The sequence below is a fragment of the Halorubrum sp. ASP1 genome (assembly GCF_005435135.1).
Taxonomy (GTDB): domain Archaea; phylum Halobacteriota; class Halobacteria; order Halobacteriales; family Haloferacaceae; genus Halorubrum; species Halorubrum tropicale.
Window position 1 is genome coordinate 422,304 of sequence record NZ_SGUA01000002.1, and the last position, 15,661, is coordinate 437,964.

The window sequence follows — 15,661 nt, forward strand, 5'->3', positions numbered from 1 at the left end:
GATCGCCGCGGACCGAACGGATAAAGTCCCGCCCGCCCCACCTCCGCGTAATGATAACGCTGGGAACGGCCCGCGCCGCTCCGGGCGAGACGGACACGGGCCGTCTCGAGGTGGGGGAGATGCGGGATGGGAGCCCCGTCCGGCTGCCGGTCGCCGCGATCAACGGCGCGGCCGACGGGCCGACGCTGTACGTCCAGGCGGTGAGCGACGGCGACGAGCTGAACGGGCTCGGTGTCGTCAACCGCGTCGTCCCGCGGCTCGACCCGGCCGAGCTGTCGGGGTCGGTCCTCGTCGTCGGCATCGTGAACCACTTCGCGTTCCAGGCGGCGGAACACCGGAACCCGGTCGACGACCGGAAGATGAACCGCGGCTACCCCGGCGACGCCGACGGGACGACGAGCGAGCGGATCGCCCACGAGACGTTCCAGGTCGCCAAGCGCGCCGACTACATCCTCGACCTCCACCAGGGGTCGACGAGCCGGATGATAAACGAGACGCGCGTCCGCTGCGGCGTCCGCCACCGCCTCCACGGCGACTGCTTGGAGCTCGCGAAGGCGTTCGGCTGCGGCCACGTCCTCGACATCAAGGGCCCGGACGGCCAGCTCGCCCGGGCCGGCCCGGAACACGGGATCCCCACCGTCGACCCCGAGCTCGGCGGCTGCGTCGGCTGGGACGAGGAGTCGATCCGGTACGGCGTCGAGGGCGTGTTCAACGTGCTCCGCCACTACGGGTTCCTCGACGGCGACGCCGCGCTCGACTCGCAGACGCGCGCCCGCGGCTTCGACCAGTACGGTTCGCCCGCCGGCGGTCTCGTCCGCTTCGAGTGCGAGCTCGGCGAGCGCGTCTCGGCCGGCGACGTCCTCTTCGAGGTGACCGACACCTTCGGCGCCTTGGAGGGCCGCGTCACCGCCGACACGGACGGGATCTTCTGGCGGACCCGCCGCCTCCCGCAGGTGGCCGCCGGCGAGTACGTCTGCTCGGTCGGCACCAACGTCGACGAGTACTGATGGGTTCTCCCGACGGACCGAGCGGGGGAGTGCGCGCCCTCCGCTGCCCCGAGTGCGGCGAGACGTACCGCGACCGCTGGCGCTGCCGGTGCGGCGCCCCCCTCGACTTCGCCGAGCCACCGGTTCCGGACGGTCCGGCGCCCGACCCCCAGTCGTTCGACGCGCGCGACGGCCTGTGGGCGTTCGCCGACCTGCTCGCCGTCGGCGACGACCCCGCTGACCGGGTGACACTCGGCGAGGGCCTGACGCCGCTCGTCGACGCCGACGACGACAGCGGAGCCGCGGCGAACGCGGACGGCGACGCCGCCCCGTGGAACGCGTCGTTCAAGCTGGAGTACGTCTTCCCGACCGGCTCGTTCAAGGACCGCGGCGCGACGACGACGCTGACGCGGGCCCGCGAGCTGGGCGTCGATCGCGTCGTCGAGGACTCCTCCGGCAACGCCGGCGCCGCGGTCGCGACCTACGCCGCCCGCGCCGGGATCGGCGCCGAGATATACGTCCCCGCCGACGCGAAGGAGTCGAAGCTCGCGGCGATCCGCCGCGCCGGCGCCGAGCCGGTCCGGATCGAGGGGAGCCGGCGGGACGTGACCGAGGCGTGCGTCGCGACGCTCGACGGGGGCGGAGACGACGCCGCGGGCGACGGCGGGGCCCCGGTCGCCGACGGTGACGACGACCTCGCCTGGTACGCCAGCCACGCCTGGAACCCGGCGTTCTTCGAGGGGACCGCCACCGTCGCGTACGAGATCGCGTACCATCGCGGCTGGGACGCCCCCGACGCGGTCGTGACGCCGCTCGGCCACGGCACGCTGTTCCTCGGCGCCTACCGCGGGTTCCGGCGGCTCAAACGCGCCGGTTGGACCGACTCCGTCCCTCGGCTCTACGGCGCGCAGGCGGCCGGCGTCGCGCCGATCGTCCGGGCGCTCCACGGCCCGGACGCGGCCGACCCGGAAGGCGCCGTCAACGACGCGGCCGACGGGATCCAGATCGCGGAGCCGGTCCGGCACCGCGAGATCCTGGCGGCTGTCGACGCGACGGACGGCGACGCGGTCGCCGTCACCGAGGCGGCCGCGGCCCGCGAACTCGACCGCCTCCACGCCGCCGGGTTCTACACGGAGCCGACCTGCGCGGTCGCGCCCGCCGCGCTGCGGACCCTTCGCGACCGCGGCGAGATCGGTCCGGACGAGGACGTGGTTGTGCCGCTGACCGGAAGCGGGCTGAAGGGCTGAGGCGGGCGGCGCGGTCGGCGCCGACCCGCCCCACCGTCACCACTATTCAGCCGGCGCCCGTCGCCGTCGGTATGGAAGTGCTCGTCTACGGCGCCGGCGCGCTCGGGAGCCTCGTGGGCGGGCTGCTGGCGCGCGAACACGACGTGACGCTCGTCGGCCGCGACCCGCACATGCGGACGATCCGGGAGGACGGCCTCCGGATCGACGGCGCGGTCGACGCCCGCGTCACCCCTCGCGCGCTCACCGACGGGCGGCACCGCGCCGCCGACCTCGCCCTCGTCACGACGAAGGCGTACGACACCGACGCGGCCGCCCGGGCGCTCGCGACCGGCGAGTACGACGCGGTCTGCTCGCTCCAGAACGGGCTCACCGAGGAGCGGCTGGTCGCCGCGCTCGACGCGATGGTCCTCGCCGGCACCGCGACCTACGGCGCCCGGTTCGCGGAGCCGGGCCGGGTCACCTGTACCGGCGTCGGCGAAGTGGTGGTCGGCGCGCTCTCCGGGGGCCCGAGCCCGGCGGCCGCGCGGGTCGGCGCCGCCTTCGAGGCGGCCGGGATCGAGGCGGTCGCCGCCGAGGACATGCCGGTCCGCCGTTTCGAGAAGCTCGCGGTCAACGCCGGGATCAACGGCCCCTCCGCGCTCGCGCGGACCGAGAACGGGCCGACGCTGGACGGGCCGGCGGGCGAGGTCGCCCGCGAGGCCGCCCGCGAGACGGCCGCGACGGCCCGGGCGGTCGGGGTCGACCTCGCCGACGACCGGGCGGTCGCGGCCGTCGAGCGCGTCGCCGACGACACCGCCGCGAACCGGTCGTCGATGTGCGAGGACGTGGCGAACGGCCGCCGGACCGAGGTCGACGCCGTCTACGGGGCGATCGCCGACCGAGCGGAGCGTCACGCCGTGGCGGTTCCGACGTGCCGGACCGTCGGGTCGCTGATCCGCGGCTGGGAGGCGGCGCGGGGGCTCCGGCAGGGGTAGACGAACCGCGAAAAGGGCCAGTTCGGGCGGCGTCCGCGGCCGCTACGCGCTCAACACCACTCCTCGAGGACGGTCGCGTCGGTCTCGTCGACCGACACCCACGCGTCCTCCCGCGAGACGTCCGCGATGACGAGCTCCGGCCGCGACGACGAGGAGTCGATGGACGCCATCACGTCCGGCGCCTCGGCGGCGTCGAGCGCCGGGTCCGTCGGCAGGGCCGTCCGACGGCGGTCGGGGTCCGGGTCGTCCCAAGGAGTGGAACTCCGTGACATGGTTGTGAATAGTTCACAGTACGTATAAGAGTTGCGAACCCGACCGGAATCCCCCGTTAGATCCGAGTTTCCGGCGACTGCCGGCCGACGTATCTCCCCGTGCGCGGCCCCTCGGCCGACGATGTGCTCGAACGTGTCGAGTTTCTCATCGGCTCGCCGGGGGCTCCCGCGCCGGAGGCTTCCGCGCCGGGGATTCCGGCTCCGCGCGTCTCCGCGCGCGGCCGGCGTTCCCCCGTGCGCCACGCGGTCCGTCTCGGCCCACCTTCGCAGTATACAAGAGGTGTCACGCTGAATGACGGGCATGAACGTCGCAGACGCCATGACGCCCCGGTCGGAACTCGTCGTCGTCGAGATCCCCGGGAGCCGCAACGACGTGTTGGAGTACATTCAAGAGCACGGCTTCTCCTCGGTGCCGGTCGTGAAAGACGTCGACGGCGACGAGGTGTACCGCGGGCTCGTCACGCGCGACGACCTGATCGAGCAGCCGGACGAGGACCAGCTCGCGCTGCTGATGCGCGAGGTGCCGACCGTCGGGGCCGACGACGACATGGTCGAGGCCGCCCGGACGATGGCCGGGGAGGAGTCGCGGCGCCTCCCCGTCGTCGACGGCGACGAGCTCGTCGGCATCCTCACCGTCACCGACGTGGTGCGGGCGATCGCTCGCGGCGAGGTCGACGGGGAGACCCAGGTCGGCGAGCTCGCGACGCGCGCCGTCAACGCGACCCACGCCGGCACGCCGCTGCCGGTCGCCGAGCGCGAGATCGGGCTCTCCGGGGTCCCGTACGCGGTCGTCCTCGACGACGAGGCCGCGGTCGCGGGGATGCTCACCGAGGTCGACATCCTGGAGGTCGCCCGCGTCGTCGAGGGCGAGGCCAGCACCGGCGACTCGATCGCCGAGGAGGACTCCGAGTGGTCCTGGGAGGGGATCAAGGCGACCGGCGCGCGCTACCTCCCGACCCGGAACGTCGAGATCCCGGCCGAGGCGGTCCGCCACTTCATGACCGAGGACCTGATCACGGTCAACGCCACGCGGACGGCGCGGGAGGTCGCCCAGGAGCTCATCAGCAACGACATCGAGCAGGTCCCGCTCGTCTCCGGCACGGACCTCGACGGCATCGTCCGGGACGTGGACCTGCTGGAGGGGCTGTAGATGGCCGCGGACGCGCTCGCCGAACTCGCGAAGCGACGCGGGTTCTTCTTCGGCTCGAACGGCGCGTACGGCGGCACCGCCGGCTTCTACACGTTCGGGCCGCAGGGAGCCGCCCTCAAGCGGAACGTCGAGGACGCGTGGCGCGACCGGTTCACCATCCGCGAGGGGAACCGCGAGATCGAGGCGCCGACGGTGATGCCCGAGGCCGTCTTCGAGGCCTCCGGCCACCTGGAGGGGTTCGACGACATGCTCGTCGAGTGCCCCGAGTGCGGCGAGTCCCACCGCGCCGACCACCTCGTCGAGGACGCCACCGACGTCGAGGACGCCGAGGCGCTCCCCGGCGAGGAGGTCGCCGAGCTGATCGCCGACGCCGGGATCGCCTGCCCGGCCTGCGGCACCGAACTCGCCGGCCAGCCGGTCGAGGCGTTCAACCTCATGTTCGCGACCGACATCGGTCCCGGCGACGCCCAGCCCGGCTACCTCCGCCCGGAGACGGCGCAGGGGATCTTCGTCGAGTTCCCGCGGCTGAAGGAGTACGCCCGCGGGAACCTCCCGTTCGGCATCACCCAGGTCGGCCCCGCCTACCGCAACGAGATCTCGCCGCGCGGCGGGCTCCTCCGGCTCCGCGAGTTCACGCAGGCCGAGCTCGAGCAGTTCATCGACCCCGAGGAGGACGAGCCGCCGCTCGACCGCGTCCGCGACGTGGAGGTCCGGCTGTACCCCGCGACCGAGCAGGAGGCCGACGACGGCGACTACCTCGACACGACGGTCGGCGAGGCGGTCGACAAGGGGGTCATCGGCTCCCCCTGGGTCGGCTACTACCTCGGCGTCGCGCAGGAGTGGTACGAGCGCGTCGGCGTCGACCTCGACCGGTTCCGGTTCCGCCAGCACCTCGCGGGCGAGCGCGCCCACTACGCGGCCGACTGCTGGGACGCGGAGAGCGAGGTCGACGGCGACTGGATCGAGATCGCCGGCTTCGCGTACCGCGGCGACTACGACCTCTCGAAGCACGACGAGTACGGTGACGACGCGTTCACCGTCTTCAAGCGCTACGACGAGCCGAAGACGGTCGAGCGCGCGACGGTCGACCCCGACATGTCCGTGCTGGGGCCGGAGTTCGGCGGCGACGCGGCCGCGGTCGCGGACGCGCTCGAAGCGCTCGCCGAGCGCGACCCGGACGCCTTCGACGGCGAGACGGTCGAGGTGACGGTCGGCGAGGGCGACGACGCGGAGACCCACGCGGTCGACGCCGACGTCGCGAACTTCTCCGTAGAGGAGGTGACCGAGAGCGGCGAGCACATCACGCCCCACGTCGTCGAGCCCTCGTTCGGCGTCGGTCGCACCGTCCAGACGCTGCTGGCGCACGCCTACGAGACCGACGAGGTCGACGGCGAGGAGCGGACGTACCTCTCCCTGGCGCCCGAGGTCGCGCCGCAGGACGCCGCGGTCTTCCCGCTCGTCACCAACGACGACCGCCTCACGGCGCTCGCCGACGAGGTCGCGGCCGACCTGCGGGCCGCGGGGCTCGCGGTCGCGTACGACGACTCCGGCTCGATCGGCCGGCGCTACCGTCGGCAGGACGAGGTCGGCACGCCGTTCTGCGTCACGGTCGACCGCGACGGCATCGAGGGCGACGGCCCCGACACCGTCACGCTCCGCGAGCGCGACTCCGCGGCGCAGGTCCGGATCCCCGTCGCGGACCTCGCCGCCGAGCTGACGGCGCTGCGCGAGGGCGAGCCGTTCGCCGCGGTCGCGGACCGGTACGACGCGGTCGACACCGACGTCGAGACCGCGGGGAACTGAGGGCGTGACGCTCCCGGCCGCGGCGTGGCGCGAGCGCGTGGAGTTCGAGCGGCGGCTGGTCCACGCGAGCGGAACGCTGTACCCGGTCCCGTACCTGCTGGGCTGGATCTCGTGGCGCACGACCGGCCGGCTGCTCCTCGTGAGCGTCGCCGTCGCGGCCGTCCTCGAAACGCTCCGACTATCGGGGTCGGTCGGCCCGCTCGACCCGCTGTACGACGCGCTCGTCCGCGACTACGAGTCCGACAGCGTCGCGGGCTACGCGCTGTATCAGGTGAGCATGGCCGGCACCGCGCTCGTCTTCGCGCCGGTGTTCGCCGTGCCCGCGATGTGGATGCTCTCGGTCGGCGACCCGATAAGCGGCGGCCTCGGCGAGAACGCGGCGACCGAGCCGAAGCGGATCCCCGTGGTCGCGGCGATGGTGTTCGTCTGCTTCGGGATCGCCGTCCCGTACGCGATCCCGGCGTTCGGCCCCGACCCGGGCGTGATCGTCGCGCTCGCGGGCGCGGTCCCCGCCGCGGTCGCGGACGGGCTCCCGCCGCTCGTCCGCGGCGTCGCCCTCGACGACAACCTCACCATCCCGCCCGCCGCCGCGAGCGGGATGTTCCTCGCGGCGGCGCTGATCGCGTAGCGGGGTCGACTGAGACTGCGTAGTGCGGTCGCTCGACTCCGCTTAGTTTGAGCGGCGACGGCGCCGTCGCTCGCCGAATCGGGCTGAGAGAAGCGCCGAGGCGGAGATTTGAACTCCGGTGTCCGAATGGACAGTAGATTTCGAATCTACCGCCTTGGCCAGGCTAGGCTACCTCGGCTCACTATTCGGTTGGCCGGTTCCGCTGTTATGCGTTTCGATCGCGCCCGCGGCGCGGTGCTCCGATCGCCGCCGACCGCGCCGGGGTCCGGGCGCCCCTGTCCCCCCGCGGTCTCCGCTTCCGGCAACGCTTTTCGGCCCGGCTCCCATGCGATCGGTATGGACGTCCCCGAAGCGGCCGACGCCTGTTCTCGCGTCGTCGACGAGGTCGGCGGCGCCGTCGTCGCCGACCGCGAGTTCCTCGACCGCGTCACGCTCGGCATCCTCGCCCGCGGCCACGTCCTCCTGGAGGACGTGCCGGGCACCGGCAAGACCCTCTCGGCGCGCTCGTTCGCGACCGCGCTCGGCTTGGAGTTCTCCCGGATCCAGTTCACGCCCGACCTCCTGCCCGCCGACGTCACCGGCACCAACGTGTTCGACGAGCGCGACGGCTCCTTTACCTTCTCGCCGGGACCTATCTTCGCGAACGTCGTCCTCGCCGACGAGATCAACCGCGCGCCGCCGAAGACGCAGGCGGCGCTGCTGGAGGCGATGGAGGAGGGGCAGGTGACCGTCGACGGCGAGACCCACGAGCTGCCGAGTCCGTTCTACGTGATCGCCACCCAGAACCCGGTCGAGAGCGAGGGCGCGTTCCCGCTGCCGGAGGCCCAGCTCGACCGGTTCACGATCAAGACCTCCATCGGGTACCCGGACGAGGACGGCGAGCTGGAGCTGCTCCGGCGCCGGGCCGGTCGCGTCGAGCAGTCGCCGACGGTCGACCGCGTGCTCGACCCCGACGCCGTGGCGGCGCTGCGGGAGGTGCCCGAGTCGGTCCGCGTCGACGACGACCTGCTGCGCTACGCGGCGGCGCTGGCGCGGGCGACCCGCGAGGACCGCCGCGTCGAGGCCGGCGTCTCCCCCCGCGGCACCCAGCGGCTCTTCGAGACCGCCCGCGCGGCGGCGGTCGTCGCCGGCCGCGAGTTCGTCACGCCCGACGACGTGAAGCGCGTCGCGGAGCCGACGCTCGCCCACCGCCTCGTGTTGACGCCCGACGCCGCCGTCAACGACGTCGACGAGCGCGACGTGATCGCCGACGTGCTCGACCGCGTCGCGGTGCCGACGGTCGAGCCGCCGGAGGCCTGAGGCGCTCTCCGGGCCGCGGCGCCCCGGCTACTCCGCGTCCCGCTCCGCCAGCAGCTCCGTCGCCGTGAGCAGCGACGCCAGCTCCGCGTCGTGCTCTTCGAGCAGCTCCGCGGCGCCCTCCTCGCGGTCGACGACGACCAGCACGCGGTCCACGGTCGCGCCCGCCTCGCGGAGCGCCTCGACCGCGTCGACCGCGGACTGCCCCGTCGTGGCGATGTCCTCGATGACGACGACCTCCTCGCCGTCGTCGAGCCGCCCCTCGATCCGGTTGCCCGTCCCGTACTCCTTCGCCCGCTTGCGCGCGATGACGTACGGGCGGCCGAGCTCCGCGGCCGTGACGGCCACCAGCGGGACCGCGCCGAGCGCGACGCCCGCCAGCTTCGCGTCCGTCTCGGCGAGCCGGTCGGCGAACGCCTCGGCGACGAGCGTCAGGGCGTCAGGGTCGGTCTCGAAGAGGTACTTGTCGACGTAGTAGTCGCTCGTGCCGCCGTGGGACAGCTCGAACTCGCCGAACCGGACGGCGTCGGCCGCGGTGAGCGCGGCGATCAGCTCGCGTCGTCGGTCGTCGGTCATACACGGAGACGGACCGCCGCCGACAATAAACGGGTCGGAACGCGGAGGGCTACCGCTCGTCCCCGCCGTCGAGCCCCGGAGCGCTCCGCTCCGCCGCCGGGAGCACGAGCGTCACCGTCGTCCCCTCGCCGTCGAGCCCGGGGCCGAACCGGATCTCGCCGCCGTACGCCTCAACGACCCAGGCGACGATCCACAGCCCGACGCCGGTGTTGTGCCGTAGCTGCGTCACCTCGCTGTCGCCGGTGATCACGTCCCGGACCGCGGCCGCGATCCCGGGGCCGTCGTCGGCGACGCGCACCGCCACGACCCCGTCGTCCGGGTCGCGCTCGGCGGTCACCGCGACGCGCGGGGCGTCCCCGCCGTGCTCGACGGCGTTCTCCACGAGGTGGTCGACGGCGACCGAGAGGCGGTCGTCGCCGCGCACCGCGGTCCCCGCCGGCGCGTCGGCGGTGATCCGGGCGTCGGGCCGCTCGGTCGCGTGCTTCGACGCGACCTCGTCGACGACCTCGGCCACGTCGACCGCGTCCGGGTCGGTCACGTACCCCTCCTCCACGACGCGGCGGAGCGTGGTGGCGCCGTCGGCGACGCCCGCCAGCCGCTTGCCCGTGGCCTCGATCCGCTCCGCGAAGTCGCCGACCTGCCCGTCGTCGCTGCGGTCGGCGATCTCGCCGGCGAAGCCGAACACGACGTTCAGCTCGTTCCGGACGTTGTGCCTGAGGATCCGGTTGACGATCCGCACGTACCGCTCGCGGCGCTTCCGGTCGGTGATGTCCGTGTAGATCCCGAACGCCCGCCGGGTCCCCTCCGTCTCGTAGCTGAACCCGCGGAAGAGGAACTCCCGCGGGCCGTCCACGGTCTGCCGGCGGACCTCGCGCGTCGCGAACCCGCGCTCGCGGACCAGCGCGTCGAGGTCCGCCTCCTCGTCGCCGTCGCGCTCGCTGTCCCCCAGCCGGTCGTCCTGGATGTCCAACGCGCCGATCGTCCGGCCGCGGAGCGACGCCTCGTCCGCGCCGAACTGCTGCTCGAACGCGGGGTTGACCCCGTCTATCACCGTCTCGTCGTCCTCCAAGACGACCTCCATCACCGGGTCGGGGATCCGGTCGAACAGCCGCCGGAAGCGGTCGCGCTCCGTCGACAGCTCGGTCTGCGTCCGCCGGAGGTCCGTCGTGTCGCTCAGCGACCCGACGACGCCGCCCCCGTGGTCGGAGAGCCGCGACAGCCGCAGCTGGCCGTGCCGCGGCCGCGGGTCGCCGTCGCGCTCGGCGGTCAGTTCGATCGTCCGGGCCGGCGCGGGGTCGCCGCCGGCGTCGGCGGTCGGGTCGGTGAGCGCCCCGACCGCGTCGGCCACCCGCGGCGCGTCGGCCGCGTCGACGAGCGCGTCGAGCCGCTCCCCGACGACCTCGTCGCGGTCGTCGGCCCCGAACCACGCGACGAACGGCGCGGTGGCGTACGTGACGGCGCCGTCGCCGTCGAGCACGCACACCATGTCGTCGACGTTCTTCAGCGCGTCCTCGTAGGTCCGGAGCCGGCGGCGGCGGTCCGCGGCGTCCATCGCGGCGACCGCGTTCGTCGCCAGCAGTTCGAGGACGGCGACGTCGTCCTCGCCGAAGGCGCTCGGTTCGACGGCGCCGACGACGACCACGCCGTGATCGCCGAGCGGGACCGCCGCGACGGAGCGCATCCCGTGGTACGACCGCCCGTCGCCGAGCGCCTCGATGTCGTCCATGACCCGCGGGTCGCCCGATTCGAACACCCCGCCGGTGAACCCCTCGCCGGGGCGGCGCGGCCCGCGGCTGTCGGCGAACCGGTCGCCGACCCCGTCGCTCGTCGCGACCAGCCGGAGCCGGTCCGCGTCGGCGTCGTACAGCCGTACGCCGCTGATCTCGTACCCCAACACCTCGTCGGCGGCCTCGACCAGCCGGTCGGCGACGGCCTCCCTGCCGTCGGCCCGCTGGATACCCTCCACGGTGCCGAGGAGCCGTTCGAGGATCCGCTCGCGGCGCTTTCGCTCCGTGACGTCCGCGAAGAACACGGAGAGCCCGTCGGGCGAGGGGTACGCGGTCACTTCCGTCCACAGGTCCAGCGGCTCGTAGTAGCTCTCGAAGGAGACGGACTCCTGCGTCTCCATCGCCCGCCGGTAGTTCGTCTCGTACTCCTCGCCGATCGCCGCCGGGAACTCCGCCCAGACGTCGGCGCCGAGCAGCTCGTCGGGGTCGCGCTCTAACAGCGCCGCGGCCCGCTCGTTGACGTAGGTGAACCGCCAGTCGTCGTCGAGCGCGAAGAAGGCGTCGTCGACCCGTTCAAGGGTCTCCTCGAATCGGTCGACGGCCGCCTCGCGCTCCTCGCGGGCGACTCGCCGTTCGAGCGCCCGCCCCAACCAGTCGGCGAGCAGCTCGACGAACAGCCGCTCGCTCTCGTCGAACGGCCGGCCGCGTCGCTCCGGGTCGAGGAAACAGAGCGTCCCGAACGTCTCGTCGTCGACGACGACCCGGCCGCCGACGTAGCTGCCGAAGCCGAACGCCTCGTAGGCCGGGTCGTCGCCGAGGCCCGCCGCCTCGGGGTCGGTGAACGCGACCACGTCGTCGCTCCGGACCGTCCGCTTACAGTAGGTCAGGTCCAGCGGCAGCGTCCCGTCGTCGTCGAGCGCGCCCTCGGCGAGCGACGCCACCGTCCCGGTCCCGTCGCTGTACTGCCGGAGTTCGATCCGGTCGCCCTCGACCCGCGAGGAGTAGCCGATTGAGAGGCCGAGCCGGTCGCGTCCCAGCGCCAACAGCTCGTCGAGCTTCTCGTCGAGGTCGGTCGTCCGGTCCGAGACGATCCGAATGAACGGTTCGAGGGCGGCCTCGCGCTCCCGACGCGGCGTGTCGTCGGGTCGTCGGTCCTCCCGCCCGGCGTCGAGGCGGTCCGCGAGCGTCTCGGCGTCGGCCGCCAGCCGGCGCCCGGAGGCGTACTCGACCCCGAGCCGGCCCGCGTCGATCGCCGCGTCAGGGTCGTCTTCGACGGTGTACGCGAGCGTCGTCGCGTCGGGGTAGCGGTCGCGGACCGCCCGCAGCCGGTCACGCACGGCGCGGCCGCGCTCGCCCGCCGCGCCGTCGCGCAGCCGGACGATCACCGCGTCCGGGCACCCGACGCCGTCGCCGTCGCTCCCCCGGTCGCCGTGCGGGACCGTCCGAGTCCCCTCCGGGAGGGTCCCCCACGCGGCGTCGACCGGCTCTCCGAGATGGAGCGTCGACTCACCAGGCATCTGTCGCGGGCGTGCGTCGCGGTCGTCCGCGGCGGGGGCTGTCTGCGGCCGTCATCCCGGCCGCGGTCCTCTCGCCTCTCGTCGCCGGACCGGAGGGACGGCCGGCTCGCCGACCCCGTTCGGCTCGGTGCCCTCCCGGCTCGTCGCGTCGGTCATCGGCTCTGCTACGAACGTCCCCCTCATAATCGTTCCCTCCCCGTTTTCGGAATCGATAGCGGCGGTGCCTCGCCGCGTCCTGACCGCGGCCGACCGGTCGGCGTCGGCGGCGACGGTCCCGACACGATTTAGGCGGCCCGCTCACAACGCTCCGGTAATGAGCACGCAGGCCGCGACGGCGGACCGGACAGTCGTGATCGGGCTGGAGGTCCACGTCCAGCTCGAGACCGACACGAAGATCTTCTGCGGCTGCTCGACGGAGCCCGCCGAGGACGAGGCGCCGAACACGCGCACCTGCCCGACCTGCCTCGGGCTGCCGGGCGCGCTCCCCGTCCTCAACGAGGCCGCCGTCGAGGCCGCCGTGAAGGTCGGGAAGGCGATCGACGCCGACATCCCCGAGACGACCACGTTCCACCGGAAGAACTACTACTACCCCGACCTCCCGAAGAACTTCCAGCTCACGCAGTACGACGCGCCGATCTGCGCCGAGGGCGAACTGGAGGTCCGCGTCGACGGCGACCCGCGGACCATCGGGATCACCCGCGCGCACCTCGAAGAGGACCCCGGCAGCCTCCAGCACGCCGGCGGCTCCATCGAGTCGGCGAGCCACACCCTCGTCAACTACAACCGCGCGGGCACCCCCTTGATGGAGATCGTCACGGAGCCGGACTTCCGCTCGCCGGCCGAGACGCGGGCGTTCCTCGCCAAGCTGGAGGAGGTGCTGGAGTACCTCGGCGTGTTCGACCCCGGCCGCGACGGGAGCCTGCGCGTCGACGCCAACGTCTCCTTAGTCCCCGCCGACCACGTCGCCGAGGACGGGACGATCGACGGGGACGCGCTCGACGAGGTGAACCGCGCCGAGGTGAAGAACATCTCCAGCCACAAGGGCGCGGAGCAGGCGCTCGCCTACGAGGTCACCCGCCAGGAGAACGTCCTCCGCCGCGGCCGCGAGATCGAACAGGAGACCCGCCACTGGGACGAGGACCGCGGCGTCACCGTCGGGATGCGCTCGAAGGAGGCCGAGAAGGACTACCGCTACTTCCGCGAGGGCGACCTCCCCGCGCTGGAGGTGGCGGACTGGAAAGAGCAGATCGCGATCCCGGAGCTGCCCGACGCCCGCCGCGAGCGCTTCCGGGACGAGTACGGGCTCGACCGCGAGGCGGCCTCGAAGCTCACCTCCACGAAGGCGGTCGCGGACTTCTTCGAGGACGTGGCCAGCGAGTTCGACCCCGACCTCGCGGCGACGTGGGTCGCCGACAACCTACTCGGCGAGCTCAACTACCGCGAGATGCAGATCACGGACGTCGAGGACCGTCTCGACGAGTTCACGCGCCTGATCGAGCTCGTCGCCGCCGACGAATTGACCGTGAAGAACGCTGAGGAGACCGTCCTCCGCGAGATGCTCGACGAGGGCGACGACCCCGAGACGATCATCGAGCGCGAGGACCTCGGCAAGGCCGAGAGCGGCGAGGTCGAGGCCGCGGTCGCGGCCGCCATCGACGAGAACCCCGACGCGGTCGCCGACTACCACGACGGCGACGAGGGCGCGATCAACTTCCTCGTCGGCCAGGTGATGCAGGCGACCGGCGGCAGCGCCGACCCCGGCCAGGTGAACGGCCTGCTCCGCGAGGAGCTCGACGGCTGAGCCGCGGTCGACGCGACCGACAACGCGCCATGGCGATCGTCGAAACCGTCCTGGTCGGCCACGTCAGCGGATTCTGTCTCCTTCTCGCGTGGGCGATCCGCCGCGGCGACGCGGCCGACCTGATAGCCGGCTACGACGGCGACCTGCCGCCCGAGCGCGAGGCCGAACTCGCGCGCGACGCGGCGCGCGTGCTGGTCGTCGCCGCGGCCGCGACGGGCCTCCTCGTCGTCGACGCGTGGACCGGTGCTATCCCGCGGCCCGGCGCGCTGGTGGCGGTCGCCGTCGGCGCCGCGGTCGCGTGGTTCCTCTATACGTGGAACGTCCGCGAGCCGGCCGGCGACTGAGCCGAGCCGCCGAAACCGTGCGATTGACGCCGCCGCGCCCGCTACCGCGCACATGGACGTGACCGTCGAGGTCGTCGGCGAGGGGACCGACGAGTACAGCCTCGCCGCCGACGCGACGTACGACGACCTGATCCGCGCGGCGGGCTACCACCCGCAGGAGGCGTCCGCGCTGGTCGACGGCTCGCCGGTCCCGGGCGACCGCGTCGTCGACGCCGCGGAGGTGCGGGTCCTGCGGCTTATCAAGGGCGGAACGGGCGCGAGAGGCCCGCCGTGACCGCCGAGGGATCTCGCCCCGATCTGCCCGCGGACGTGACCGTCGAGCGGGCGACGCCCGGCGACCGCCTCGACGTCCTCCGGGTCCTCGACGCCGCGATGCTCTCGACCGACGCGGCGACCGTCGACAGTCGGATCGACGCGGGTGACGCGCTCGTCGCCCGCTCCGCGCGGACCGACGGCGTCGTCGGCGCGCTGGTCGCCGTGCGACCCGGCCCGGACCGACTCCACGTAGACGCCGTCGCGGTCAGGCGGGCGCGCCGAGGGGAAGGGATCGGCGCCGCGCTCGTCGCGGCCGCGCTCGACCGGGGGGCGTCGGACCCCGCTGTCGCGGCCGTCACCGCGACGTTCGACGCCGAGCTGCGGGGGTTCTACGAGGGCCTCGGGTTCGCGGTCCGCCCGGCGGGAGGGGCGGACGACGGCGCCGACGGACGCTCGGAGCGCCTCGAAGGGCGGATCTCCGCAGACGGTCGCGAGAGGTACTGACCCCCGCGCAAGCGGCGCGTCCGACTCGCGGCTGACTGAGATTTTCCAGTATGGTACGCGTACCCACGCCTCCCACGGATGATGCCCTCAGCGTCCGGATCCCTCGATCCCGGTGGTATCGACGTCGAGGCGGTGGACTCGATCGACGGCCCCAGGCTCCGACCGGCCGCGTCCGCGGACGACCGCTCGACCGACGACGAGCGGCCCGTTCCGGACCGACCCGGCCGCGACGGCGCCCGCGCGGCCGAGCGCGACCCGCCGGCGGACCGAGTCGAGCGGCTCGCGGACGAGGTGGCGGCGCTCGAAGCGGAGGTAGCGGCGCTCGAAGCGGAAATCGCGTCGAAGGAGCGGCAGCGCCAGCAGGTGATCGACACCTACGAGTCGATCGTCGCGGCGCAGCGGACGCCCACCGAATCGACCGAGCCGACGCCCACCGAATCGACCGGGAGCGACGGGCGGCGACCGCTCGCCGCGCTCGCGTCTCGCCTCGGGCGGGTCGCGACGTGGCTGCGAGGACGCGAGTAGTCCGTCCTCATCCGCACGCCGCAGAAGCGCTCCGCGCCGTCTCGCCGGCGCGCACG

15 protein-coding genes and 1 tRNA gene are annotated in these 15,661 nt (G+C 73.5%); 12 read left to right on the forward strand and 4 right to left on the reverse strand.

Features of this window, described 5'->3' with window-relative positions; all coding sequences use genetic code 11:
* Positions 1-50: 50 nt before the first annotated feature.
* From EXE48_RS04620 to EXE48_RS04630, 3 genes are all read left to right on the forward strand, one after another.
* A complete protein-coding gene (locus tag EXE48_RS04620) occupies positions 51-1,007 on the forward strand; it encodes a succinylglutamate desuccinylase/aspartoacylase family protein (protein WP_137710849.1) in 957 nt (318 codons plus the stop codon).
* A complete protein-coding gene (locus EXE48_RS04625) occupies positions 1,007-2,233 on the forward strand; it encodes a pyridoxal-phosphate dependent enzyme (RefSeq protein WP_137710850.1) in 1,227 nt (408 codons plus the stop codon). The genes EXE48_RS04620 and EXE48_RS04625 overlap by 1 nt, the downstream gene beginning before the upstream one ends.
* 71 nt (positions 2,234-2,304) lie before the next feature.
* Positions 2,305-3,207 (forward strand): ketopantoate reductase family protein, encoded by a 903-nt coding sequence (locus EXE48_RS04630; RefSeq protein ID WP_137710851.1) that lies wholly within the window; start codon positions 2,305-2,307, stop codon positions 3,205-3,207.
* A gap of 50 nt (positions 3,208-3,257) precedes the next feature.
* Here EXE48_RS04630 and EXE48_RS04635 read toward each other — a convergent pair whose 3' ends face one another.
* Complete coding sequence (locus EXE48_RS04635) at positions 3,258-3,479, reverse strand: DUF7556 family protein (RefSeq protein ID WP_053771909.1); 222 nt, start codon at positions 3,477-3,479, stop codon at positions 3,258-3,260.
* A 301-nt stretch (positions 3,480-3,780) separates the two neighbouring features.
* On the opposite strand from EXE48_RS04635, the gene EXE48_RS04640 reads away from it, so the two are divergent.
* Genes EXE48_RS04640 through EXE48_RS04650 form a run of 3 tightly spaced genes read left to right on the forward strand, consistent with a single transcriptional unit; the run spans position 3,781 to position 7,060 of the window.
* Complete coding sequence (locus tag EXE48_RS04640) at positions 3,781-4,629, forward strand: CBS domain-containing protein (RefSeq protein ID WP_053771908.1); 849 nt, start codon at positions 3,781-3,783, stop codon at positions 4,627-4,629.
* The gene (glyS, locus tag EXE48_RS04645) at positions 4,630-6,432 is read left to right on the forward strand and encodes a glycine--tRNA ligase (protein ID WP_137710852.1); all 1,803 of its coding nucleotides are present in this window, start codon (positions 4,630-4,632) and stop codon (positions 6,430-6,432) included.
* Positions 6,433-6,436: 4 nt separating this feature from the next.
* Entirely contained in the window at positions 6,437-7,060 is a 624-nt protein-coding gene (locus EXE48_RS04650; protein WP_121600816.1) for a diacylglycerol/polyprenol kinase family protein, read from the forward strand.
* 93 nt (positions 7,061-7,153) lie between these two features.
* Here EXE48_RS04650 and EXE48_RS04655 read toward each other — a convergent pair.
* Positions 7,154-7,238, reverse strand: a tRNA-Ser gene (locus EXE48_RS04655).
* A 158-nt stretch (positions 7,239-7,396) separates the two neighbouring features.
* Between EXE48_RS04655 and EXE48_RS04660 the strand changes: the two genes are divergently transcribed.
* On the forward strand, positions 7,397-8,359 hold the full coding sequence (locus EXE48_RS04660; protein WP_053771905.1) for an AAA family ATPase: 963 nt from the start codon (positions 7,397-7,399) through the stop codon (positions 8,357-8,359).
* Between the two features lie 27 nt (positions 8,360-8,386).
* Here the strand turns inward: EXE48_RS04660 and pyrE are convergent, their stop codons facing one another.
* Together pyrE and EXE48_RS04670 are read right to left on the reverse strand one after the other, a co-directional pair.
* Positions 8,387-8,932 (reverse strand): orotate phosphoribosyltransferase, encoded by a 546-nt coding sequence (gene pyrE, locus EXE48_RS04665; protein WP_053771904.1) that lies wholly within the window; start codon positions 8,930-8,932, stop codon positions 8,387-8,389.
* Between the two features lie 49 nt (positions 8,933-8,981).
* The gene (locus EXE48_RS04670; RefSeq protein WP_137710853.1) at positions 8,982-12,176 is read right to left on the reverse strand and encodes a PAS domain-containing protein; all 3,195 of its coding nucleotides are present in this window, start codon (positions 12,174-12,176) and stop codon (positions 8,982-8,984) included.
* A gap of 313 nt (positions 12,177-12,489) precedes the next feature.
* Between EXE48_RS04670 and gatB the strand changes: the two genes are divergently transcribed.
* The 5 genes from gatB to EXE48_RS04695 all read left to right on the forward strand — a co-directional run bounded on the left by gatB (position 12,490) and on the right by EXE48_RS04695 (position 15,605).
* Positions 12,490-13,977 carry an Asp-tRNA(Asn)/Glu-tRNA(Gln) amidotransferase subunit GatB gene (gatB, locus tag EXE48_RS04675; protein ID WP_137710854.1) on the forward strand — a complete coding sequence of 496 codons (1,488 nt, stop codon included), beginning with the start codon at positions 12,490-12,492 and terminating at the stop codon, positions 13,975-13,977.
* Between the two features lie 29 nt (positions 13,978-14,006).
* Positions 14,007-14,321: a hypothetical protein gene (locus EXE48_RS04680; RefSeq protein WP_053771901.1), complete on the forward strand. Its 315-nt coding sequence runs from the start codon at positions 14,007-14,009 to the stop codon at positions 14,319-14,321.
* 52 nt (positions 14,322-14,373) lie between these two features.
* Positions 14,374-14,595: a ubiquitin-like small modifier protein SAMP2 gene (samp2, locus tag EXE48_RS04685; RefSeq protein ID WP_053771900.1), complete on the forward strand. Its 222-nt coding sequence runs from the start codon at positions 14,374-14,376 to the stop codon at positions 14,593-14,595.
* A complete protein-coding gene (locus EXE48_RS04690; protein WP_137710855.1) occupies positions 14,592-15,080 on the forward strand; it encodes a GNAT family N-acetyltransferase in 489 nt (162 codons plus the stop codon). The genes samp2 and EXE48_RS04690 overlap by 4 nt, the downstream gene beginning before the upstream one ends.
* A gap of 81 nt (positions 15,081-15,161) precedes the next feature.
* Positions 15,162-15,605: a hypothetical protein gene (locus EXE48_RS04695; protein WP_241991947.1), complete on the forward strand. Its 444-nt coding sequence runs from the start codon at positions 15,162-15,164 to the stop codon at positions 15,603-15,605.
* Positions 15,606-15,661: the final 56 nt, after the last annotated feature.